The organism is Pontibacter vulgaris (assembly GCF_022758145.1).
GTDB classification, from domain to species: domain Bacteria; phylum Bacteroidota; class Bacteroidia; order Cytophagales; family Hymenobacteraceae; genus Pontibacter; species Pontibacter vulgaris.
Genome location: NZ_JAJVDH010000003.1, coordinates 648,130 through 670,548 on the forward strand (window position 1 = coordinate 648,130; position 22,419 = coordinate 670,548).

General features: G+C 44.8%; 23 protein-coding genes and 1 tRNA gene. 14 read left to right on the forward strand and 10 right to left on the reverse strand.

All coding sequences use genetic code 11. The annotated features are described in order from the left end of the window. Positions 1-5: 5 nt before the first annotated feature. The 3 genes from LWP20_RS08110 to LWP20_RS08120 form a co-directional block, all read right to left on the reverse strand. Positions 6-218, reverse strand: a complete 213-nt coding sequence (locus tag LWP20_RS08110; RefSeq protein WP_242927623.1) for a hypothetical protein — start codon at positions 216-218, stop codon at positions 6-8. Between the two features lie 142 nt (positions 219-360). Beyond that, a complete protein-coding gene (locus LWP20_RS08115) occupies positions 361-969 on the reverse strand; it encodes an RNA polymerase sigma factor (RefSeq protein WP_162347085.1) in 609 nt (202 codons plus the stop codon). Then, positions 960-2,063 (reverse strand): glycosyltransferase, encoded by a 1,104-nt coding sequence (locus tag LWP20_RS08120; protein ID WP_242927624.1) that lies wholly within the window; start codon positions 2,061-2,063, stop codon positions 960-962. Before LWP20_RS08120 ends, LWP20_RS08115 begins: the two co-directional genes overlap by 10 nt. Before the next feature lie 286 nt (positions 2,064-2,349). Here LWP20_RS08120 and tgt point away from each other — a divergent pair, with 286 nt between their 5' ends. From tgt to LWP20_RS08135, 3 genes are all read left to right on the forward strand, one after another. Continuing rightward, positions 2,350-3,480 carry a tRNA guanosine(34) transglycosylase Tgt gene (gene tgt, locus LWP20_RS08125; RefSeq protein WP_242927625.1) on the forward strand — a complete coding sequence of 377 codons (1,131 nt, stop codon included), beginning with the start codon at positions 2,350-2,352 and terminating at the stop codon, positions 3,478-3,480. A gap of 76 nt (positions 3,481-3,556) precedes the next feature. Next, entirely contained in the window at positions 3,557-4,633 is a 1,077-nt protein-coding gene (locus LWP20_RS08130) for an LptF/LptG family permease (RefSeq protein WP_242927626.1), read from the forward strand. Continuing rightward, entirely contained in the window at positions 4,633-5,574 is a 942-nt protein-coding gene (locus tag LWP20_RS08135) for a DMT family transporter (protein WP_242927627.1), read from the forward strand. The genes LWP20_RS08130 and LWP20_RS08135 overlap by 1 nt, the downstream gene beginning before the upstream one ends. On the opposite strand, the gene ispE is transcribed toward LWP20_RS08135, so the two are convergent. Next, positions 5,530-6,339, reverse strand: a complete 810-nt coding sequence (gene ispE / locus LWP20_RS08140) for a 4-(cytidine 5'-diphospho)-2-C-methyl-D-erythritol kinase (RefSeq protein ID WP_242927628.1) — start codon at positions 6,337-6,339, stop codon at positions 5,530-5,532. The genes LWP20_RS08135 and ispE overlap by 45 nt on opposite strands. A gap of 309 nt (positions 6,340-6,648) precedes the next feature. On the opposite strand from ispE, the gene LWP20_RS08145 reads away from it, so the two are divergent. Further along, complete coding sequence (locus LWP20_RS08145) at positions 6,649-7,803, forward strand: DegT/DnrJ/EryC1/StrS family aminotransferase (protein ID WP_242927629.1); 1,155 nt, start codon at positions 6,649-6,651, stop codon at positions 7,801-7,803. A gap of 69 nt (positions 7,804-7,872) precedes the next feature. Here LWP20_RS08145 and LWP20_RS08150 read toward each other — a convergent pair whose 3' ends face one another. After that, positions 7,873-9,003, reverse strand: coding sequence for a trans-sulfuration enzyme family protein (locus tag LWP20_RS08150; protein WP_242927630.1), 1,131 nt, complete (start codon positions 9,001-9,003; stop codon positions 7,873-7,875). Between the two features lie 198 nt (positions 9,004-9,201). Between LWP20_RS08150 and LWP20_RS08155 the strand changes: the two genes are divergently transcribed. Together LWP20_RS08155 and LWP20_RS08160 are read left to right on the forward strand one after the other, a co-directional pair. Continuing rightward, a complete protein-coding gene (locus LWP20_RS08155) occupies positions 9,202-9,681 on the forward strand; it encodes a VOC family protein (protein WP_242927631.1) in 480 nt (159 codons plus the stop codon). A gap of 62 nt (positions 9,682-9,743) precedes the next feature. Continuing rightward, positions 9,744-10,061, forward strand: coding sequence for an MmcQ/YjbR family DNA-binding protein (locus tag LWP20_RS08160; protein WP_242927632.1), 318 nt, complete (start codon positions 9,744-9,746; stop codon positions 10,059-10,061). Between the two features lie 327 nt (positions 10,062-10,388). Here the strand turns inward: LWP20_RS08160 and atpC are convergent, their stop codons facing one another. From atpC to LWP20_RS08180, 4 genes are all read right to left on the reverse strand, one after another. Further along, positions 10,389-10,634: an ATP synthase F1 subunit epsilon gene (atpC, locus tag LWP20_RS08165; RefSeq protein ID WP_242927633.1), complete on the reverse strand. Its 246-nt coding sequence runs from the start codon at positions 10,632-10,634 to the stop codon at positions 10,389-10,391. Between the two features lie 87 nt (positions 10,635-10,721). Next, entirely contained in the window at positions 10,722-12,227 is a 1,506-nt protein-coding gene (atpD, locus tag LWP20_RS08170) for a F0F1 ATP synthase subunit beta (RefSeq protein WP_242927634.1), read from the reverse strand. 203 nt (positions 12,228-12,430) lie between these two features. Further along, on the reverse strand, positions 12,431-12,937 hold the full coding sequence (locus LWP20_RS08175; RefSeq protein ID WP_242927635.1) for a hypothetical protein: 507 nt from the start codon (positions 12,935-12,937) through the stop codon (positions 12,431-12,433). 82 nt (positions 12,938-13,019) lie between these two features. Further along, a complete protein-coding gene (locus LWP20_RS08180; protein ID WP_242927636.1) occupies positions 13,020-13,328 on the reverse strand; it encodes a hypothetical protein in 309 nt (102 codons plus the stop codon). Between the two features lie 148 nt (positions 13,329-13,476). On the opposite strand from LWP20_RS08180, the gene purL reads away from it, so the two are divergent. Together purL and LWP20_RS08190 are read left to right on the forward strand one after the other, a co-directional pair. After that, positions 13,477-15,693, forward strand: coding sequence for a phosphoribosylformylglycinamidine synthase subunit PurL (purL, locus tag LWP20_RS08185; protein ID WP_242927637.1), 2,217 nt, complete (start codon positions 13,477-13,479; stop codon positions 15,691-15,693). Positions 15,694-15,800: 107 nt separating this feature from the next. Then, positions 15,801-15,873, forward strand: a tRNA-Gln gene (locus LWP20_RS08190). A gap of 87 nt (positions 15,874-15,960) precedes the next feature. Here LWP20_RS08190 and LWP20_RS08195 read toward each other — a convergent pair. Next, positions 15,961-16,566, reverse strand: a complete 606-nt coding sequence (locus LWP20_RS08195) for a hypothetical protein (RefSeq protein ID WP_242927638.1) — start codon at positions 16,564-16,566, stop codon at positions 15,961-15,963. A gap of 252 nt (positions 16,567-16,818) precedes the next feature. Between LWP20_RS08195 and LWP20_RS08200 the strand changes: the two genes are divergently transcribed. The 6 genes from LWP20_RS08200 (at position 16,819) to LWP20_RS08225 (ending at position 22,341) form a co-directional block, all read left to right on the forward strand. Beyond that, complete coding sequence (locus LWP20_RS08200; RefSeq protein ID WP_242927639.1) at positions 16,819-17,748, forward strand: ribose-phosphate pyrophosphokinase; 930 nt, start codon at positions 16,819-16,821, stop codon at positions 17,746-17,748. A gap of 196 nt (positions 17,749-17,944) precedes the next feature. Then, positions 17,945-18,529 carry a 50S ribosomal protein L25/general stress protein Ctc gene (locus LWP20_RS08205; RefSeq protein ID WP_242927640.1) on the forward strand — a complete coding sequence of 195 codons (585 nt, stop codon included), beginning with the start codon at positions 17,945-17,947 and terminating at the stop codon, positions 18,527-18,529. 224 nt (positions 18,530-18,753) lie between these two features. Next, positions 18,754-19,317, forward strand: a complete 564-nt coding sequence (pth, locus tag LWP20_RS08210; RefSeq protein ID WP_242928025.1) for an aminoacyl-tRNA hydrolase — start codon at positions 18,754-18,756, stop codon at positions 19,315-19,317. Between the two features lie 7 nt (positions 19,318-19,324). Further along, positions 19,325-20,392 carry an acyltransferase family protein gene (locus LWP20_RS08215; RefSeq protein ID WP_242927641.1) on the forward strand — a complete coding sequence of 356 codons (1,068 nt, stop codon included), beginning with the start codon at positions 19,325-19,327 and terminating at the stop codon, positions 20,390-20,392. A 126-nt stretch (positions 20,393-20,518) separates the two neighbouring features. Beyond that, positions 20,519-21,778, forward strand: coding sequence for an MFS transporter (locus LWP20_RS08220; protein WP_242927642.1), 1,260 nt, complete (start codon positions 20,519-20,521; stop codon positions 21,776-21,778). Positions 21,779-21,912: 134 nt separating this feature from the next. Then, entirely contained in the window at positions 21,913-22,341 is a 429-nt protein-coding gene (locus tag LWP20_RS08225) for an STAS/SEC14 domain-containing protein (RefSeq protein ID WP_242927643.1), read from the forward strand. Positions 22,342-22,419 lie beyond the last annotated feature (78 nt).

Here is a 22,419-nt window from a genome sequence, read left to right on the forward strand (position 1 = left end):
TGACCTCAGGCAGTAGCAATGTATAAAGCCACGGCTATAAGCCCAACTACGGCAACTACAGCTAAGGCCATCAGCAGATCGAACAGTAAAACCATTCCGGCATTGCTATACTTATTATCATACTTCACTGCCAGTTCCCGCTCTACCTGCTGCCTGTTGCGGTAGCGCAGGCGCAAGTATAACTTACCTACAAAATAAAGTATAGATCCGGAAGTCACAGGTTTGCTAAAGTATAAGTTAAAATGCTGGCTATAGTTACTTCTGCAAAAGTATGAAATTAGCAGCACTAAAAAACAAAAGCCCCCGCTATGGCAGTAGCAGGGGCTTTAAAATCAATAGTAACCTTAATTTATTATGCTGTTAGATCAGGTGCTTTTTGTTCTTAACCATGTCATAGAGCAATTCGCGTGCGCGGTGCAGCTGGGCCTTAACCGTACCAAGCGGCGCATTTAACTCGGTAGCTATCTCTTCGTAGCTCAGCTCGTTAAAGTAACGCAATGTTACCAGGCGCTGGTATTTTTCTGGCAGCTTTGCTACCACGTATTGCATGATCTCGATCTTCTGGTTCTTGATCGCCTCCTCCTGCGGGTTCAGGTTCTTATCTTTAAAATCGATGGTTATTTCGTCGCCGTTATCAATTTTGATTGCCGAGTCAATGCTCATCGTTTTGATCCTGTTCTTGCGGATAAAGTCGATACAGTTGTTGGTAGCGATGCGGAACAGCCAAGTACTGAAAGCATACTCCGGGTTAAATTTGTGCAGGTTACGGAATGCCTTGGCAAAAGCCTCTATTGTCAGATCCTCCGCATCGTCTGCGTTACGCACCATCTTCAATACCACGTGGTATACCGGTTTTTTATAGATACTCATCAGCTCAGCATACGCCTTCTCATCATTGTCCTCAACGGCAGCCTGAATGAGTTTAAAGTCGTGCTTTGCTTTAGCAGAGAATTGTTTGTTTACTTCCATCTGAATTTTTTATACATTAATACAGATACCCCAAGGATCATGTAATAAAAAAAGTACACCAGGTCTAAAACGAGTAGCAATGGTAGCGATATCTTCTCGCCTAGCCTTCGTGCTGCAAGCACATAAACCGGGAACACTGCCAGGTACCGAAAACCTGCTATAGCGCCCAATATAGCTAAATGGCTATTTAAAACAAGAAGAACACATATAAGTATGTAAAAAAGAATGTTTGATGCTACAAATGCTCCTATTCTTCTCCTATCTGCTGCTTTATACTGCCCGCCTACCGAAAGGTGCCTTCTTTTCTGGATAACCCACTCCCGAAACGTCTTTTTGGGAATGCTGGCTGTCTGACTGTCCTTGCTGATAACAATGCTTACTTTACTATTACGGGCTGCGTCGCGTACAAAAAGGTCATCATCGCCGCCAGTTGTTTTAATATGAGATGCAAAACCTTTGTTTTTAAAGAAACAAGTTTTGGTATAGGATAAGTTTCGGCCCACGCCCATATACGCGTGCCCCTTGTTTGCATGAGACAAATACTGAATTGCGGTCAGTAAGGTTTCAAATCGGATAAGATCATTTAAAAATCCTTTGATCTGTGCATACGGAGAATAGCCAAGTACTACTTCTGTCCCGTTTTTGTAGCCGCTCTGCATTTTATCTATCCAATGGTTGCTGCATGGCATGCAGTCGGCATCGGTAAACAGCAGGTGCTCATACTTAGCTGCCCGTATACCTAAGGCTAACGCATATTTCTTCGGATTCAGATATTCGGGCGTTCTTTTTATAGTTACTACCCTGAAGTTCGGGAACTGCCGCTCCAGCTCGTAAGTATAAAATTCGGTATCATCTTCAGAGCGGTCGTTTACCAGTATCACTTCAAACTCAGGATACTCCTGGTCGATGAGTGCTGGCAGCAACTGCATCAGGTTTTCAAGCTCGTTATGGGCTGCCACAATTACCGAAACAGGGCGCTTCACATCGGTTTCAGGGTCCTGGTATTTTGTAAGGGGCAGAAAGTAAAATAACGTATAATAAAGCTGCACAAGCACACAAATACCCAGCAGTGCTAAAAGTATAATTGGTATCAAATTACTGTAAACGATTAAAGGGTTGAATTGGTAAATCTGAACTTTGGCACCGCACAGGTCTCCATTATACTTCCTTTGGCCTTATTTCAGAATTATACTTCAAAAATAGCCATTCTTCAGGCATTTCCGAGGGCTAATGCGATTTAATAAATGTTTATGGTTTAGGCAGTGTAGTTCGTATCTTTGCAGATTAATTTAATCAAAGCATCATATTGCCAGTTGTACTATCAGCAGCTGCAATTGTCCGGTACTGTTTTAACTGCAGAAGCCGGCGTTTTTCAGAACTATGCAATTTAACTTAGTAGCCAAAGACGCACAGTCAAAAGCCCGCGCCGGCGTAGTGCACACCGACCACGGCGCCATCGAAACCCCGATTTTTATGCCTGTTGGTACAGCAGGCACTGTAAAGGCCGTGCACCAGCGCGAGCTGAAAGAAGATATAAAAGCTGAGATCATACTTGGCAATACCTACCATTTATACCTGCGCCCCGGCTTGGATGTGTTGGAGAATGCAGGCGGCCTGCACAAGTTTAACGGCTGGGACCGTCCTATACTTACCGACAGCGGTGGTTACCAGGTTTTCTCGCTGGCTGGCACACGCAAGATCAAAGAAGAAGGCGTTAAGTTTAAGTCGCATATAGATGGCTCTACCCTGAACTTTACGCCTGAGAACGTAATGGATACACAGCGTACCATTGGTGCAGATATTATCATGGCTTTTGATGAATGCACGCCTTACCCCTGCGACCATACTTACGCTAAATACTCGATGGAGCGCACCCACCGCTGGCTGCAACGCTGCGTAGACAGGTTTGACAGCACAGAACCAAAGTATGGCTATAACCAGACACTTTTCCCGATCGTTCAGGGCAGCACCTACAAAGACCTCCGCATACAGTCAGCAGAAACTATAGCCAGCTTTGGCCGCGAGGGTAATGCGATCGGAGGTTTATCAGTTGGGGAGCCTGCCGAAATGATGTACGAAATGACGGAACTGGTATGCGATATTTTACCAGCCGACAAACCGCGCTACCTGATGGGTGTGGGAACACCCGCCAACATACTTGAAAACATTGCTTTGGGTGTGGATATGTTCGACTGTGTGTTGCCAACACGCAATGCCCGAAACGGCATGCTGTTTACAACGCAGGGTATTGTAAATATTCGTAACCAGAAATGGGCCAACGACCACAGCCCGATTGATGCCGAACTGGGAGGCTATGCCAGCACGTTTTACAGCAAGGCATACCTGCGCCACCTGGTGCACAGCACCGAAATGCTGGGCGCGCAAATTTCAAGCGTACACAACCTTACGTTCTACCTGTGGCTGGTAAAGCAAGCCCGCGAGCAGATCATTAACGGAACTTTCCGGGAGTGGAAGGATGTGATGGTAAAGAAGCTGATGACAAGACTATAGAATTAAGAGTGAAGAATTAAGAATGATTTTCGCTTAACAATTCCTGATTCCTAATTCGCAATTCGTAATTCAACACATGAAACTACTCGACAAGTACATACTGAAGAAGTTCCTGACCACTTTTTTGTTTGTGGTGCTTATATTGGTATCAGTTATCTGTGTGATTGATTTCACAGAGAAGAACGATGACTTTATAAAGAACAATGTGCCTATCACGGAGATCCTGTTTGATTATTACCTCAACCTGATTCCGTATTATGCCAACATGTTAAGCCCGATTACGGTATTTATTGCTACCGTTTTTGTTACAGCAAAGCTAGCATCGCACACCGAAATTGTAGCTATACTTAGCAGCGGTGTCAGCTTCCGCAGGTTTTTGGTGCCTTACGTAATCGGCTCATCCATAATTGCCATTACCATTTTTGGCCTGATAGGCTGGGTTATCCCAAATGCAAATAAAGAGAGTGTGGCTTTCCAGGTTAAGTATGTTAAAAATCCCTTCACCTACGACAGCCGCAACATTCATATAAAAATCTCTCCCGACACTTATGTATACCTTGAAAGCTATAACAACACGGCGCACATGGGGTATAACTTTGCGCTGGAGCAGATAGAAGGTACCAAACTGAAACGAAAGCTTACTGCCAGCAGCGTATCCTGGGATGCCGAGAAAAAGAAATGGCACGTAGACAGTTATACCTTACGCACTTTCGATGGGCAGGATGAAACCTATTTTAAAGGTGGCGCCCTGGACACGACGCTTAACATGCTGCCCAAAGATTTTGAAAGTACCTACAAGCTGGAGCAAACCCTTACCCTGACCGAGCTTAATCGCTATATTAAGCAAAAAATGGACCGCGGCGCCGATGACATCGAAACCTACTTAATCGAGAAGTATGAGCGTTTCAGTTACCCGTTTGCCATTATCATACTTACTATAATAGGCGTAATTGTGAGTGCGCGCAAAGCAAGAGGCGGCGTTGGTTTTCAGATTGCGCTGGGCTTCTTCCTGGCTTTTATCTTTATCATTTTCGTGATCACGAGCCGCAGCCTGGCACAGGTTGGCGATATTGACCCTGCCATTGCTGCCTGGATTCCGACGATCATTTTCACCGGCATCGGCTTCTTATTATACCGCTACATACCTCGCTAATGCCTACTTTTAAACATTACCTGGAGCTTCATTTCGTTATTTTCCTGTGGGGATTTACGGCTATACTTGGCAAGCTGATTACCATTCCGGCAGTGGAACTGGTGTTTCTGCGAACCATGATCACGGCGCTGGCTTTGGGTGCCATCATTTATAAACAAGGTACACCGTTTTACCTGGGCCGTGGTAATGTGGTGAAAATAATGGGGGTTGGTGTACTGATAGCAGCGCACTGGATGCTTTTCTTCGTATCGGCACGCGTATCTTCAGTTTCTATCTGCCTGATTGGTTTGGCTACCTGCAGCCTCTGGACGGCTTTTCTGGAGCCGCTTTTTACAGAGAAGAAGGTAAAACCGCACGAAATCATACTTGCCCTGCTTATACTTATCGGCTTGTATATCATTTTCCGGAGAGAGACCAATTTCAATAACTTCCTGGGAATTGGTTTGGCGGTAGGTTCTGCTTTCCTGGGTTCGGTATTCACGATCATTAACTCCAGGCTGGCCAAAATGCACCCGGCTACTACCATTACCTGTTACGAAATGATGGGAGCCTGCCTGGGTACAGCGCTTTTCTTCCCTGTTTATACTTCATCTTTTGCAGAAGGTGGTACGCTTAATTTTGCCATGGCAAGTATGGATTGGGTATACCTGCTGGTACTGGCGCTGGCTTGTACGGTTTATGCCTATACAGCCTCAGTGCGCCTCATGCAGCGCATTTCAGCCTATACCATGAACCTGACCGTAAACCTGGAGCCTGTGTATGGCATTGTGCTTGCCTGGATCATTTTTAACGAAGATGAGCAGGTATCGCAGGACTTTTACTATGGTACGTTTGTTATCCTTTTCAGCGTGTTTATTTACCCGGTACTGGATGCTTATGCCGAGCGCCGCAAGAAATTAAAGCAGACCTTTCCAGACGAGGTAATTCTGGGAGAAGACTAAATTGGCCGGCACTTCGCCTTTAAACAAACCATACACAGCAGAGCCTGAACCTGTCATGGAAGTATAAACTGCTCCTGCTTCGTAAAGCTGTTCTTTTATCAGGGGCAGTGCCGGGTATTTGGGAAACAGCGCCTCTTCAAAATCATTTTTCAGGTGCTTCTTCCAGGTGCTTACATCCTGTAGTAACAACTGTTCCATGTCGTAATCAAGTACTTTAGGTACAATATTACCGTAAGCCTCGGCGGTAGTAATGTGCAGCCCCGGGTAAACTATAACACAACTATAGCCACTCAGATCTAAAGCTATCGGCTTAAAAACATCGCCTTTCTCGATGGCCATTACTGGCTTATTATCGATAAAAAAAGCGCAGTCGCTGCCCAGTTGGCGTGAGTAATTCTGAAGTGCTTCGGAAGCTAATTTAAGCTCAAACAGGTCGTTTAGCATTTTAAGAGCAAAAGCCGCATCCGACGATCCGCCGCCCAGCCCCGCACCCATAGGTATCACCTTGTGCAGGTGTATGTGCACCGGCGGCAAATTAAAATCCGCTTTCAGCAAATTATAAGCTTTAAGTATAAGATTTGATTCCGCATTGCCGGGCACTGGTAAACCGCTCATGCTAAAGCAGTCGGTTTCATCTGGCAGTATTTCTAAGGCATCACACCACTTTACCGGGTAAAAACAAGATTGCAGGTTATGGAATCCATCCGGGCGTTTGGCCGTAACAGCAAGTCCAAGGTTTATTTTTGCGTTCGGGAATTGTAGCATGCGACTTATACTTGTTTAAAAAGAGCTGCAATCTATAAAAAGGACATGAAAAGGCAGCGCCTTCTAAAAATTTACAGCCCCTCCTGCTATTGCAGTAAAAAGGAATATCGTATCTTGAGATGTGTTATATATCAAATTGTTGCCACCTGACGTTACAACGTTGTCGTGCCAGTAAACCCGCACGACATCCTGTTTAAAAAGTCATCAGCAACGTGTAAAGTATAGCACCAGACTATAGTTGGCGCCATTTTATTAAACCTGAATCCTGCATAAGTACTGCCAAAGAATTACTGGCGAAAAACATACACCATGATACACTACAAACCTGGCCGGATCTTTCTTTCTGTGCCGCACATGGGCGGACACGAAACCAACTATGTTCAGAAAGCACTCGAGGATAACTGGGTTTCTACAGCAGGGCCAAACCTGCCAGGCTTTGAGCACGACATCTGCCAGCACACCAATGCGCGGTACGCCGTGGCGCTTAACTCCGGAACGGCAGCTATACACTTGGCGCTTCAGTTACTGGGCGTAAAGGCTGGCGACGAAGTGCTTTGCTCTACTTTCACTTTTGTTGCCACGGCTAACCCTGTTTTATACATTGGCGCTACACCTGTATTTGTAGAAAGCGAGCCCGAAACGTGGAACATGTGTCCAGCTACTTTGCGCGAAGCCATTGAAGCACGCCTCAAGCTTGGCAAAAAGCCGGCCTGTATACTTTTGGTTCATCTCTATGGTATGCCTGCCAAACTGAAAGAATTGCTGGCCGTAGCCGAAGAATTTGATATTCCGGTAATTGAAGATGCTGCCGAAGCACTTGGCTCGCGTTATGGTGGCCATCAGGTAGGCACGTTGGGCAAGATAGGTATCTTCTCGTTTAACGGTAACAAGATCATTACTACATCAGGTGGCGGAGCCCTGATTACAAACGAGGAAGCATTGGCAAAAAAGGCTTTGTTTCTGGCTACCCAATCCAAAGACCCGGCCCCTTACTACGAGCACTCGCAAATGGGCTTTAACTACAGGCTGAGTAATATTTGTGCAGGTATTGGCCGTGGCCAGTTGGATGTACTGGAAAAGCGCATTAAGCAGCGCCGCGAAATTTATACTTACTACAAAGATCAGCTCGAAAGTATAGAAGGAGTTTCATTTTTACCTGAACCGAAAGGTTGTTTTTCTAACCGCTGGCTCACCAATATCGTGTTATCAGAAGAGCTGAACACTACTCCTGAAAGTATAAGACAAGCGTTGGAGCAGGAAAATATTGAAATACGCCCTCTCTGGAAACCCATGCACCTGCAGCCGTTATTTAAGGATAATGCTTATTATGGCGATAACTTCAGCGGTCGCTTATTCTCCCGTGGGCTAAGCTTACCAAGTAGCAGTAACCTCTCCGACGAAGACCTTGAAAAAGTAGTCAGATTCCTGAAACGAGAGCTATTGGCAGCAGCGCCCTCAGCCTGATCTATACTTCAGATTTTAGCAGTAAAGCAGCTATAGTTTATTTCCTGAACTACAGCTGCTTTCATCATTTTATACTTTATCTAACGCCTGTCCCAGGTCGGCTATCAGTTCTTCCACATCTTCTATACCAACAGATAACCTGATAACGCCCACAGTAATACCCATTTTCTGCTGCTGCTCCCCTGAAAGCGAACGGTGCGACGTACCCAAAGGGTAAGATAAAGATGTACTAACCCCAGCCAGCGACGGCGCAAAGGGTATACTTTCCAGCGCCTGCATAAAACGATTTACTGCTTCAGTGTCATCAGCTATCCTGAATGAAAGCATGCCACCAAACAGACCATTGCCTTGCTCCTGCGCCAGCTGATGTTGTGGGTGCTGTGCCAACCCTGGGTACCATACTTTGCTGACTTTCGGATGCTCTTCCAGAAAATGCGCGATTGCCAAAGCATTTGCAGCATGCTGCCTGATGCGGAGCTTCAATGTTTTAAGCCCCCTGGCAGCCAGCCAGCTTTCGAATGGGCTAAGGTTCAAGCCATAGGTTATCGCTATCTGCCTCGAGCGCTTATAGTCTTCCTCGGCACCGCAAACCAGCACACCTGCTGTTACATCGCTGTGGCCTGAAAGATATTTTGTAACACTGTGTACCGACATATCGGCTCCTAAAGCCAGCGGCTTGGTTATAACCGGCGAGGCAAAGGTGTTATCAATCACCAGTTTTATACCATGTTGCTTTGTTTCCAGAGCCAGCTTTTTAATATCCAGCACCTGCAACAGCGGGTTGCTCATGGTTTCGCCTAATAGCAGCTTGGTATTAGGCTGCACATAAGTCGCTAAAGTATAAATTTTATCGCCGGGCACATAGGTAACGGCAATTCCCATACGTGTCAGTTCTTGCGATAGCAGCACCGACGAGCCACCATAGATCTCTTCTGCGCACAGAACATGGTCACCGGCCTGGCAATAGGTTAGAATAGCAGTAAGTATAGCCGACATACCTGATGAAGTAACAACAGCTCCTGCGCCGCCTTCCTGCTCATTTACCTCTTCGGCCAGTTCATCGGAGTTCGGGTTACCATACCTGGAGTACATGTACTGCTGCCCCGGCTGCTCAAAGTATAACTCCAGTTCGTTCAGGTCTTCAAAAGTGAAAACGGAGGTCTGGTATATGGGGGTAACTTTCGGTTTTATGTGCGGCATAACTCAGGTATAAATTGAGCTTTAAGTTAAGAAGGAATTGGTTATCTTGTAATGGTCTGAAAAAGTAAAGAATTATTAAGTATAAAATTTCCATACAAAACGCAGGTAGTGGGAGTATGTACCACTGCTCGAATAGCCTAACCGTTAACGGTCATTATAAAAATATCTCTATATCAAGAATCAGACAGAAACTCAATTATGACAAAAAGCAGATTACTGGAAATGCACAATGTCGGTATCGTTGTTGAATCTCTTGATAACGCAATTGCTTTTTTCATGGAAATTGGTCTGACGCTTGAAGGGCGCATGCTGGTTGAAGGCGAATGGGCTGGACGGGTAACTGGACTTGGCAATCAATCAGTTGAGATTGCCATGATGGTTACTCCCGATGGACACTCCCGACTTGAACTTTCACAATTCCTGACTCCTCGAACAATTGCAGACCACAGGACTGCCCCGGTAAACTCTCTTGGCTATCTCCGTATCATGTTCAGGGTTGACAACCTTGACGAATTGCTAATCAGACTTGAAAAACACGGTGCTACAGTTCTGGGTGAAGTGGTTCAGTTTGGAGACATGTACCGGCTCTGTTACATTCGTGGGACAGAAGGGCTACTTATTGGATTAGCCGAGCAACTCGGCAATAAAACAGCATCAAATATTCTTGAAAATGCATGACAATTATAGCATAAAGAACTGTTTGACAAATGGTATCAATTGACACTTTCAGAAAGTTAGCTTTGTCTTTTCCGGAAGCAACAGAAGAAGCTCACTTTGAAAAAACTTCTTTTAGAGTGAAAAAGAAAATCTTTGCAACCTATGACAAAATAGAGCAAAGGGCTTGTATCAAACTATCAGAAATTGACCAGGATGTATTTTCTTCCGCTGATAAAACGATCATCTTCCCCGTTGGCAACAAATGGGGCAAACAAGGCTGGACACTAATTGAAATGAGCAAAGTGCGCGAAGAATTATTTATTGCCGCTTTGAAAACAGCTTATTGTGCTATTGCACCTAAAAAACTTGCGGAGCAAATCAGGCAAAGTGAAAACTTTTAGACACGAACGAACCGCTGACATCATTATTGGCAATAGCCGGCTGATAGCAGTAATTTCAGCGTTTATACAAATGTCAGGTAGGCATTTTATGGGAAGCAAAGATCATATGTTCCACAAAAAAGCACTTTGATTGCCTCTTCTGCTAGTATGTTCGAAGTCAAAGAATACAAAGTAGAAACGCTGACCGAAAAATAAATTCCTCACCTAACACAGTTCAGCCTTAATACTTGCCCCGCCTCGGGCTTTGGCTACAGGGCCCGTTAAAACAAAAATGCCTTCTGCTCATAAAGAACAGAAGGCGTTTTTGTTTATTGTAGATAGATATCGTTACTCGATCACAGATTCAGCAAGTACAATAATCTTATTGTTCAGCACTTCTACCACACCGCCATCTACGGTAAAGAACTCCTGTCCGTTTTTGGTAGTGATACGGATTCTGCCTTTTTCCATGGTGCTGATAAGTGGGGCGTGCATGTTCAGAACTTCAAAAGAGCCGTTAGCTCCCGGAAACTGAGCTGCATCTACCTCACCGGCAAATACCTTTTTATCTGGTGTGATTATCTCTAAATACATTTTTATGAGTTCTGAGTCACGAGTTCTGAGTCTTGAGTTAACCCTAAAACTCGGGACTCAGAACTCAGAACTCATAACTAGTTAAACCTATTTTGCTTCGGCCATCATCTTCTCACCTTTCGCCACTGCATCTTCAATTGTACCTACAAGGTTGAAGGCTGCTTCTGGCAGGTGGTCATACTTACCGTCCATGATCTCGTTAAAGCCTCTGATAGTGTCTTTGATATCAACAAGTACACCTTTAAGACCTGTAAACTGCTCAGCTACGTGGAACGGCTGAGATAAGAAACGCTGTACACGACGTGCTCTCGATACAACAAGCTTATCTTCATCAGAAAGCTCGTCCATACCAAGGATGGCGATGATATCCTGAAGTTCTTTGTAACGCTGCAGGATCTCCTTAACGCGCTGTGCTGTGTTGTAGTGCTCGTCGCCCAGAACGTCAGCAGACAGGATGCGTGAAGTAGAGTCCAGTGGATCCACCGCAGGGTAGATACCAAGCTCAGCAATTTTACGGGAAAGTACTGTAGTAGCATCCAAGTGAGCGAAAGTCGTCGCTGGAGCAGGGTCAGTCAAGTCATCCGCAGGTACGTAAACCGCCTGTACAGATGTGATTGAACCACGCTTAGTAGACGTGATACGTTCCTGCATGGCACCCATTTCAGTTGCAAGTGTTGGCTGGTAACCTACCGCAGATGGCATACGACCTAGAAGGGCCGATACCTCAGAACCTGCCTGAGTAAAGCGGAAGATGTTATCGATAAAGAAAAGGATATCACGACCTGCACCAGTACCATCACCATCACGGAAGTTTTCCGCTACAGTAAGACCTGCAAGGGCAACACGCGCACGCGCCCCAGGAGGCTCGTTCATCTGGCCGAACACCAGCGTAGCCTGAGACTTAGCCAGTTCGTCCATATCAACTTTAGTAAGGTCCCAGCCGCCTTGCTCCATAGAGTGGGCAAACTCTTCACCATACTTAATTACACCAGACTCGATCATCTCACGCAGAAGGTCATTACCTTCACGCGTACGCTCACCAACACCGGCAAATACAGAAAGACCTGCATAAGCTTTCGCGATGTTGTTGATCAATTCCATGATCAATACTGTTTTACCCACACCGGCACCACCGAACAAACCAATTTTACCACCTTTTACATAAGGCTCTAAAAGGTCAATTACTTTGATACCTGTATAAAGTACTTCAGAAGAAGTAGCTAGATCTTCGAAACGCGGAGCCGATCTGTGAATTGGAAGACCGCCTGCACTAACTGGCTGCTGAATACCGTCAATGGCTTCGCCGATTACGTTGAAAAGGCGGCCTTTAATGCCTTCGCCTGTAGGCATAGTGATCGGTGTGCCTAAGTCAACTACTTCAGCGCCACGGGTAAGACCTTCGGTAGAGTCCATCGCAATGGTACGTACACGATCTTCGCCAAGGTGCTGCTGACACTCCAGGATGATCTTCTGGCCATTGTCTTTCGTCACTTCAAGGGCATCCAAAATATTTGGTAGTTTAGTGTTTACACCCGCAAAGCTAACGTCCACAACCGGACCGATAACCTGGGTAATTCTGCCAATATTCGCCATTTGACTTTTTATATTGATTAACTTGTATAACGGAGTTATTTCAGGGTGCAAAACTAATGTATAAATCTATTAAATCCATGCAACACCCTAAAAACTTTTAACTTATTCAGTATCAGAGCTACGGTTTAAACAAAACACAGCTCCCCGGCAAAAGTATATAGTTGCCGGGGAGCTGTGTCTATAATTACTTTAAATATGTACTTCTACAGTGTTATACGCAATACCCATCGGCCTGGATCGTTTACCACGAAGCGCACTTCGCGGTCATATACTACAGTGCCGAGTTTGTTGGCGGCCTTAAACCGGATATTACCTTCGAAAGGAAGAATAATATTATCAAAGCCAAGAAAATTATTAGAAGAAACCGGAGTGCCACTACTACCCAGTAGCTGCAGATCATCTAAATTACGAATAGGCTGGCCTGAATTGATCACTTCAATTTCTACATGGCTGCCTTCTTCACTTCTCCGGGCTAAGGAGGCACCCTGTACATCACGTTTCATAACCACGCGCGTAGATTTATTCTGCACTTTTTTCGTGGTCTTCTTTTTCTTCTTATCTGATTTGGAAGTTTGCTGCACTGTATCCTGTGCCTGCAAATAAAGTGGGTTAGCAGTATCAGCAGCTACTTTTCTGCTGCCACCTTTGGTTGCCAGACCAGCTCCTGAGCCGATCAAAAGTAAAAACGAAAGTATGTATGCATAGCTCATAGAGGTAATTTTTGAAATGGAACGAAACAAACTATAAATATAATCCTTCCAAGTATAACTACCAATTTTTAAAGCCTGTTTTTTAAAGGTTCTTTAGCATCTCGATCTGCTCATCATTCAGCAGTATGTACCTGTTGTTAAAAGGGTTGGCATAAAACTTTTCAGCTATGATATATTCGCCAGAGTTTAACTTGAGAATGTTATAGCTGAATAAGCTGTTGGAGCGCTCAATTACCAGTTCGCTTGTGCTCAGATCTAGCTGACGGCCACAGGTAGTTGTAATGAAATCAGGGTTGGATGTCATGGTCAGGTACATAGAAAATAGAGTAAGGTTGGTCTCTTTACGCAGATTTATTTGGTAGGTGACAGTGCTGCAGGTAATTGCTATCATTATTTATCCACAGCCATTTAAAGGCAGCTATTAAACCTTATTACAACTATAGCTGAGCGGCATATTTAAGGAAAAACAGAAAGTTGTTCTACAAGCTTATGCTTTAAATTATTAGTTTTGCTAATCCGTTAAATCAACCCAGACAAACGTGGAACAACAACTGACAACAGTAGAAACCGCCCAGAAGCTTGGCCTTCTGGAAGAGGAATTTGAAAAGATAAAACAGATTCTGGGCCGCACGCCTAATTTTACCGAGTTAAGTATCTTCTCTGTAATGTGGTCGGAGCACTGCTCTTACAAAAACTCCATTGTCTGGCTGAAAACGCTGCCAAAAGACTCTCCTCGCATGCTGGCAAAAGCTGGTGAAGAAAACGCCGGCCTTGTAGACATCGGCGACGGTTACGCCTGCAGCTTCAAGATAGAATCGCACAACCACCCATCTGCCATTGAGCCTTATCAGGGTGCAGCAACTGGTGTGGGAGGTATAAACCGTGATATTTTTACTATGGGTGCCCGCCCGATCGCACAGCTTAACTCCCTGCGTTTTGGCAACCCTAATTCAGAAAAAACAAAAGGATTGCTACGCGGTGTAGTGAAAGGTATTAGCCACTATGGCAATGCCTTTGGTATACCTACTGTTGGTGGAGAACTTTTCTTTGATGAATGCTATAACATAAACCCGCTGGTAAATGCTTTCTCGGCAGGTATAGTTAAAGTTGGTGAAACAGCTTCGGCAACCTCTTATGGCGTAGGCAACCCTGTGTTTATAGTTGGTTCGGCCACCGGGAAAGATGGTATACATGGTGCCGCCTTTGCTTCTAAAGACATCAACGAAGATTCAGCAAAAGACCTTCCATCTGTTCAGGTGGGCGATCCATTCCAGGAAAAACTTTTATTGGAAGCTACGCTGGAGATCATTCAGTCGGGCCACGTAATTGGTATGCAGGATATGGGTGCAGCAGGAATCACCTGCTCTACTTCTGAAATGAGTGCCAAAGGCGAACACGGTATGGACATCTGGCTGGATAAAGTTCCTACCCGCCAGGCTAACATGGTTCCGTTTGAGATTTTGCTTTCGGAGAGCCAGGAGCGCATGCTTATAGTTATGAAGAAAGGCTATGAGCAAACTATAAAAGATATCTGCGATAAGTGGGATCTTTACTGCGAACAAATTGGTGTTGTGACGGAAGGCGGCCAGTTACGCTATTACCAAAACGGCGAACTCGTTGCTGAAGTACCAGCTAATGACCTGGTGCTGGGCGGAGGCGCTCCGGTTTACCATAGAGAATATAAAGAGCCAGCCTACTTCCAGGAAGCAAAGAAATTTAATATTAACCAGGTAGAAGAACCACAGGATTACCAGGCTGTAGCTGAGTTTTTAGCCACGCACCCGAATATTGCCTCTAAGCGCTGGGTGTACCGCCAATACGATTCTATGGTTGGTACGGCTACTGTAACTACTAACGCTCCTGCCGATGCCGCTATAGTTAAAGTAAAAGGTACCAATAAGTCGATTGCGGTAACCGTGGATTGCAACAGCCGCTACGTGTATGCCGACCCGGAAGAAGGAACTGCTATTGCCGTTGCTGAAGCTGCACGTAATATAGTTTGCTCCGGAGCCGAGCCGGTAGCTATTACCAACTGCCTTAACTTTGGCAACCCGTATGTGCCGGAAGTATACTGGCACTTTGTAGGCGCCATTAAAGGTATGGGTAAAGCCTGTACTGCTTTTGGTACGCCGGTAACAGGTGGTAACGTAAGTTTCTACAACCAGTCATCAGACGAAGGCCCTGTGTTCCCGACGCCAACTATAGGTATGCTGGGTATACTGGAAGATAAGAACAACAAAATGACGCTGGCTTTCCAGAATGCTGGTGACACAATCTATATGATAGGCGATGCGCAGAACGACATTGCTTCTTCAGAGTACTTGTATTCTTACCATAACGTGAAGCTCTCTCCTGCTCCTTATTTTGATATGGATGCTGAACTGAAGTTACAGGCAACTATAAAAGAAGTGATCGAGCAGAAGCTTATCAAGTCGGCGCACGACGTGGCAGACGGTGGTTTATACATCGCGTTACTGGAGTCGGCGATGCCAAATGAACTGGGCTTTGACATCGAGACAGATAAAAATTTCAGAAAAGACGCATTTTTATTTGGCGAAAGCCAGAGCCGCGTAGTTGTGTCAGTTTCGCCGGAACAACAGGCAGCTTTTGAAAGCGCGCTTCAAAATAAAGGGGTGAATTTCACTAAATTAGGTGTCGTAACAAGCCACGATTGCCATATTGACGGTGATCTTTTCCATGGCATAACGGTAGCCAAAAAGCACTACGATACAGCGCTGGAGCAGATTTTAGACTAATTTTTTTCGATTTTTTTTCGACAAATGTTTGCAGTTTAAAATCGTCTCTCTATCTTTGCATCACTGAACGACGAAGGGGCTTCCACTCTGAAATCTAGTAGGTAACTTGTCCGATGGTGTAACTGGCAACACGTCTGATTTTGGTTCAGAAGAGTCCAGGTTCGAAACCTGGTCGGACAACATAAAAAGCCCTTAGAGCAATCTAAGGGCTTTTGTGTTTTATAGCCTTTTATACTTTCTTTCCCTTGCTTGTCAGCAAAGTATAACTTAATACGTTTTATGCATTCCCAATCCAAAAGTTATACCAAGCCCCGCGTAACTATTCCGGGATACGTTGCCAAAAAACTTAAAACCTATACTGCGCGAAAAGGCTGTGGGCTTACCAATTGGCACCAACCCGTATAAAATCCTGAATCTATCCTTATTGCTTTTAAAAATCTTTAAATCCACCTCGAAAGGCAAGCCGAGGTATACATACTTCCGTTCCGGGCTATCATCAGCAGGATAAAAAGTATGCCTGTTATGCGACGCACCTAAAGAGAAGCTAAGCGAGCGGTTATCTTTTATAAAGCGCCAACCATACATAGCAGCAATTTCCGACGACTCTCTTTCTACCCTGATGGTGGGCAAAGCCATCATACCCATAAGAATTGCACCAGTACCTAAACCAACCGCACCACCATAGCGCAGGGCAAATACATGGCGGTTTACCTGGTAATTTAAACCAGCACCAACGGCAAATCCTCCTGCGCGCCCTCCGGCAAAACCTACATAAGTATCAGCAAAAATGATCGGGTTGGTTTTTTCGGTTTGCTGGGCATAAGCAGCCCTTACACCTAAACAAAGCCAACAAGCAAGTATAAGTTTCTTCATAACAAAGCTATCAGCCCGCTAAGTATAAGCAAGAAGCGCAGGTGTAAAGTATAAGCAGCACGTTAAACTATCTTAATATAAAGCAGATATTATATTAAAACTAACTATAACTCAACTTTATACATTTTATACTTATCGAATAAATCCGGCTACATTTTATATGCATAATCAGAGCATCGCTAACAAGTTATTTCGTAGCTTTGCAGGCATAATATCCTTAACCTAAACCTTCATTTAGCTTTAAGTAAGACTATGCCCCAGGTAAAAATCTTTTCCGGATCGGCCTCCCAGTACTTAGCTGAGAAAATTGCCGCTGCATATGGCACTAAACTCGGCGACCTAACTATCTCCCGCTTCAGCGATGGTGAAATTGGCGTACACTATAACGAGTCGGTACGTGGTGCCGAAGTTTTTATAGTTCTTTCTACTTTTCCGCCGGCTGATAACCTGATGGAACTGATGTTGCTGGTAGATGCTGCCAAGCGTGCCTCAGCGCATAAGGTAATTGTAGTAATGCCTTACTATGGCTACGCCCGCCAGGACAGAAAAGACAAGCCGCGTGTATCGATAGGTGCAAAAGTGCTGGCCAATGCCGTACAGTCTTGCGGCGCCGACCGCCTGATGACCTGCGACCTGCATGCAGGCCAGATCCAGGGCTTCTTCGATATACCGGTTGATCATCTGGATGGATCGGCCATATTTGTGCCTTACCTGCGCAGCCTTAACCTGGGCACTAACCTTATCTTCGCTTCTCCGGACGTGGGGGGTGTGGTAAGAACAAGATCATTTGCCAAGAATTTTGGTGCCGAGATGGTTGTTTGCGATAAGCACCGTGTTCGCGCAAACGAAATTGCTTCTATGCAGGTGATCGGTAATGTGGAAGGTTTGGACGTGGTACTGGTAGATGACATGGTAGATACTGCAGGAACTATAACCAAAGCTGCGGAACTACTGAAAGAAAAAGGTGCCAGAACGGTTCGCGCTATTGCTACACACCCTGTACTTTCGGGCCCGGCTTACGAGCGCATTCAGAATTCTGTACTCGAAGAACTTGTAGTTTCAGATACAATTCCGTTAAAGCAGGATTGCTCTAAAATAAAAGTATTGAGCTTCTCTGAGCTGTTTGCCAGAGCCATCAACAACGTAGTAACACACGAGTCTATCAGCTCGCTGTTTATTTAATTGATTTTTAATTGCTGGTTGTTTTTCGAAATGATCGGCAATCGGTTTAATATATACTTTTAAGGCAGACCGGGTAGGGAGTTTAAAGGTTGATTTAGAGTTAGTTGTACAGTAAAAGAAAAAAGCAATCAACAATTTAGCAATCAACAATTAAATCCATACCTTTGTGGCCTGAAAATTTTAACAAATTCATTTTATGAAAACTTTAGAGATTATAGGGTTTAAAAGAGCAAATCTCGGCAAAGCGCAGACAAAAGAACTGCGTAATGAGTCTTATGTACCAGGTGTATTATATGGCGGCGCTGAGCAAGTTCACTTCTACGCACCAGCTATCCTGTTCAGAGACTTAGTTTATTCTCCAGAAGTATACGAAGTAGACCTGAATATTGAAGGCACACACTACAAAGCTGTGATGCAGGACGTACAGTTCCACCCGGTTAACGAAATGCTGTTACACGTTGACTTCCTTGAGCTTCAGGAAGACAAGCCAGTGAAAATGGACATTCCGGTTAAAATGGTTGGTACTTCTCCAGGTGTAATTGTTGGTGGTAAGTTAGTAACTAAGCTACGTAAGCTTAAAGTGAAAGCTCTTCCTGCTAACCTTCCTGATTATGTAGAAGTTGACATCTCTGAACTTGAACTTGGTAAGTCTATCAAAGTTAACAAGATCAAAGCTGGTAACTACGAGATCCTTACTAACCCGCTTGCTCCGGTAGCAACAGTTACTATTCCACGTGCTCTTAAGAGTGCACAAATGGAAGAAGCTCGCGGCAAGAAATAAGCAGCAAACGCTTTTTATAGTACAAGATCCTGTTCTGCTACAAGCAGGGCAGGATTTTTTGTTTAAATTGGTTAGTTAATTAGCAGTTAGATATTAGTCGTTAGACTCTATACTTCACAAGATGAATAAAAACCTAACATCTACTGCCTGAGCAAATGCTACAAAGTATAAAACAATGGCTGGGCTTTGCACCGCAGGCTCCTGCCACACCCGAAGATAATAGTATGAAATACCTGATTGTGGGCCTGGGCAACATAGGTCCTGAATATGCTGACACACGACACAATATCGGTTTTATGGTACTGGATTACCTGGCTGCCAAGTATGAAGGCAAATTTGATGTTAGCCGCCATGCTTTCGTAACCGAGATCAAGACCAAAGGACGCATATTTGTACTGGTAAAACCTACCACCTACATGAACCTGAGCGGTAAAGCAGTAGGCCACTACCTGAACAGCCTGAAACTGCCGCCAGAGCAAATGATGGTTATAACCGATGATATAGCCATACCTTTTGGGAAAATACGCATACGAGTTAAAGGTAGTGCAGGCGGGCATAATGGCCTGAAACACATTGAGCAGACACTGGGCCACAACAACTACCCAAGGCTGCGCTTTGGGGTTGGCGACAGTTTCCATAAAGGCAAGCAGGTAGACTATGTACTAAGCAAGTTCAGTGCTGATGAACAGATCGAGTTACAGACGCTGATAGAAAAAGCGGCGGATGCCGTGGTCGCTTTTGGTACCATTGGCCTGGAGCGCGCCATGAACCAGTATAACACCAAGTAAAACTTACATGAACAGCAGAATATCATCGCTGGATTACCTACGGGGCTTTGCAGCCTTTGGTATTCTGGCTTACCACTTCATTAGCTGGAGCTATGGCCATTTGCCAGCCGATAGCTTTCTGGGGCGTGTGGGCTTGTATGGTGTTGCTGTATTCTATGTACTTAGTGGCCTGACGCTTTACCATGTGTACGAGCAAAAGCTTGTACCTACGCGTACTACCATAGCAGATTTTTACCTGAAGCGGGTGTTCAGGCTGATGCCTTTGCTGTGGGTAGTAATGGCGGCATATGTAGTGGTGGCACCCGAGTTCCGTGAACTGCAAATGATCCTTCTGAATTACACCGGGCTTTTTGGCTTTGTAAGCTGGGATAAAGCCATTGGCACAGGCGTATGGTCGATCGGGAACGAGTTGGTGTTTTATGCCCTATTCCCACTTTTTATTTTTGCGGCTAAGTATAGCAGGCTCTCCTTTATACTGCTGTGTGTCTTGTTTTTAGGTGTGGCTTTATACTTTGCCTATAGCTTGGTTTCACCTTCTGTTATACTTGAACAGCAGTGGCACTTGTATGTTAACCCGCTCAACCAGGTATTCCTGTTTTTAGGAGGCTGCGCTTTAGGCCGTTTCAGTAAGTATAAAAATTTTACTCCTGCGCTAACTGCAGCATTGTTGCTGGCCGCTATACTTATCTTCAGTTTTTACCCCACGCCTGTTGCCTCATCAGCAATCGTTACGGGTTTTAACCGCTTTGTATTTGCTGGCTGCTGTTTTATGGCTTGTTTGGCGATGTATAAACTCCCTTTAGTGCTGCCAGAGTTACCGGGCAAAGCGTTGAAAATACTGGGCGAAGTGAGTTATGGTTTATACTTGCTGCACCCCTTAGTATATAAAGTTTTTGATGCGAAGCCATTCGGGCTGGCACCCTGGCTGGTTGTTATACTTTCTACCATTACAAGTATAGGCCTGAGCTACTTTGTCTATCATAAATTCGAGGTCCCGTTTATCAGGTTAGGGCAGAAAGTAAGCAAGCAACTTCTCACCTCCCGGGAAATTCAGAACACGTCAGTAACCAGGTAAGCATCCGGGAGCTCTTTCAGGCTGTATCCCGGATTTTATACTTCAAAGTGTATAATTTTTAGCCAGGCACATTTTTGTTTCCGGCTAAAAAACTACATTTACTATTATGCCAATTCCCCCGCGACTATGAAGAAAGTACTTTTGCTTTACCGTAACGCTTTTGGCGGCCTCTCCCGGCAAGCCTGGATGATGTCGCTGGTGATGTTTATAAACCGAAGCGGGGCCATGGTTACGCCTTTCCTGGGCGTTTACCTGACAGAGGTACTGGATTATAGTTTAAAGGAAGCCGGGGCTATACTTAGTATCTATGGTATGGGCTCTGTTTGCGGTTCGTTCCTGGGTGGATGGCTTACAGATAAAATAGGCCATTTTAAGGTGCAATGTATGAGCCTGCTGGTAGGCGGCAGTTTATACTTTTTATTACTTAACCTAAAACAGTTTGAATATTTGGCAGCCGGTGTATTTATACTTAGCCTTGTAAACGATACGTTAAGGCCAGCCAACTCCGCCTCCATTGCCTCTTATGCCAAACCTGAAAATGTAACAAGAGCATTCTCGCTTAACCGTATGGCCTTAAACCTTGGCTTCTCGGTAGGCCCGGCTTTGGGTGGTTTGCTGGCGGCAGTTTCGTACAGGTGGCTATTTATAGCAGATGGCGCTACCTGCATTGCGGCGGGTATTTTCTTCTTTTTATACTTCCGTAACCAGCAAGGGCATCGCCCACAACACCATAAAACACAGCATTCTAAAGCTACTGCCCGCTCCCCTTACAAGGATCTTACATTCATACTATTTGTAATTTTCTGCAGTTGCTTCGCCATTGTCTTTTTCCAGTTCATTACTACCTTGCCGCTGTATTACCGCCAGGTTTATACTTTACCGGAAAGTAAAATTGGCGGCCTGCTGGCCATGAATGGGGTTGTTGTGTTCCTGCTCGAAATGCTGGCTGTATACCTTATTGCCGATCGCATCAAAAAATCCATACTTATTCCGGGAGGTGTGTTGATACTGGGTGCTTCTTTTGTGCTGCTTAACCTGGTTGGTAATATTGGCGTACTGTATGCTTCTATGCTGCTGCTAAGTATAGCCGAAATAATGGCAATGCCCTTTATGGCTACTTTAACCGTGGAACGCTCAAACGATAGTAACCGGGGTGCTTACATGGGGCTATATACCATCTCTTATTCTGCTGCCCACATACTTGCACCTTACCTGGGCACAAGCTTGGTAGCTGCATTCGGATTTGCTTCGCTTTGGTGGGCTACCGGCGGGCTGGCTATTTTTACTGCAATAGGTTTATACTTTGTTGTGCAGCACATGGAACGCGAAAAGCTTCAGGAGCAAGCTTTTGTTGCCTCCGGCGAGGCAGGTATAACAGTTAGTTAGCCTAATTTATCATTCCAACCGTAAAACTACAGTTAATTTATATTATATTTGATTTTTTACAGAGATCACAACCTTAAAGACTAACAGGGCCTTTAGAATCGTGTTATCTAGAGTTAGGTATCTGTTTCAGCTTTATGAAAAAAGAAATAAGCAACGCTTTCGGGAAAATCTTCCTGACAATAGAATACATCGAGAAAAATAATTTAACCCATAACAATTGGTTAGGGTACCAGACTTTGGATGGAATTATGCTGGGCGCAGACCAGTGCATTGATGTAATTTCCTTTTATAAATGCCCATACCTGCTAAATGATAACCGTTTGGTAGTAGGCCCCTGGGACCATGCCCTGGAGTGGATAGCCAACAACTGGACACCTCGTGCCATTAAAGCCGGACTTACGCATTTTGCCCATGTGGTAAGCCCCGAATCATTTGCGGCCTTATCTGCAGAAGCCATGAACGCCAAAATTGGTGATTCTTTTCAAATGCAGATCTTCGGCGATTTTGATGAAGCGAAAAAGTGGTTACTGGCCGCCCAGCAAGAAAAGGAAATGGCAGTATAAACTGGTTCAATTCCTGACCGGAAACAGAAAGGCCTCATGCTAAATACATGAGGCCTTTTTGTTATTTATCAGCTGCCT

Coding starts and splice junctions, on each gene's coding strand:
- ispE (WP_242927628.1), bottom strand. CDS start 6,339: ATGCTACAATTCCCGAACGCAAAAATAAACCTTGGACTTGCTGTTACG.
- atpD (WP_242927634.1), bottom strand. CDS start 12,227: ATGGCGAATATTGGCAGAATTACCCAGGTTATCGGTCCGGTTGTGGAC.
- LWP20_RS08115 (WP_162347085.1), bottom strand. CDS start 969: ATGGAAGTAAACAAACAATTCTCTGCTAAAGCAAAGCACGACTTTAAA.
- LWP20_RS08130 (WP_242927626.1), top strand. CDS start 3,557: ATGAAACTACTCGACAAGTACATACTGAAGAAGTTCCTGACCACTTTT.
- LWP20_RS08200 (WP_242927639.1), top strand. CDS start 16,819: ATGCCCCAGGTAAAAATCTTTTCCGGATCGGCCTCCCAGTACTTAGCT.
- pth (WP_242928025.1), top strand. CDS start 18,754: ATGAAATACCTGATTGTGGGCCTGGGCAACATAGGTCCTGAATATGCT.
- atpC (WP_242927633.1), bottom strand. CDS start 10,634: ATGTATTTAGAGATAATCACACCAGATAAAAAGGTATTTGCCGGTGAG.
- LWP20_RS08175 (WP_242927635.1), bottom strand. CDS start 12,937: ATGAGCTATGCATACATACTTTCGTTTTTACTTTTGATCGGCTCAGGA.
- LWP20_RS08180 (WP_242927636.1), bottom strand. CDS start 13,328: ATGATAGCAATTACCTGCAGCACTGTCACCTACCAAATAAATCTGCGT.
- LWP20_RS08145 (WP_242927629.1), top strand. CDS start 6,649: ATGATACACTACAAACCTGGCCGGATCTTTCTTTCTGTGCCGCACATG.
- tgt (WP_242927625.1), top strand. CDS start 2,350: ATGCAATTTAACTTAGTAGCCAAAGACGCACAGTCAAAAGCCCGCGCC.
- LWP20_RS08195 (WP_242927638.1), bottom strand. CDS start 16,566: ATGAAGAAACTTATACTTGCTTGTTGGCTTTGTTTAGGTGTAAGGGCT.
- LWP20_RS08150 (WP_242927630.1), bottom strand. CDS start 9,003: ATGCCGCACATAAAACCGAAAGTTACCCCCATATACCAGACCTCCGTT.
- LWP20_RS08135 (WP_242927627.1), top strand. CDS start 4,633: ATGCCTACTTTTAAACATTACCTGGAGCTTCATTTCGTTATTTTCCTG.
- LWP20_RS08215 (WP_242927641.1), top strand. CDS start 19,325: ATGAACAGCAGAATATCATCGCTGGATTACCTACGGGGCTTTGCAGCC.
- LWP20_RS08155 (WP_242927631.1), top strand. CDS start 9,202: ATGACAAAAAGCAGATTACTGGAAATGCACAATGTCGGTATCGTTGTT.
- LWP20_RS08205 (WP_242927640.1), top strand. CDS start 17,945: ATGAAAACTTTAGAGATTATAGGGTTTAAAAGAGCAAATCTCGGCAAA.
- LWP20_RS08225 (WP_242927643.1), top strand. CDS start 21,913: ATGAAAAAAGAAATAAGCAACGCTTTCGGGAAAATCTTCCTGACAATA.
- LWP20_RS08220 (WP_242927642.1), top strand. CDS start 20,519: ATGAAGAAAGTACTTTTGCTTTACCGTAACGCTTTTGGCGGCCTCTCC.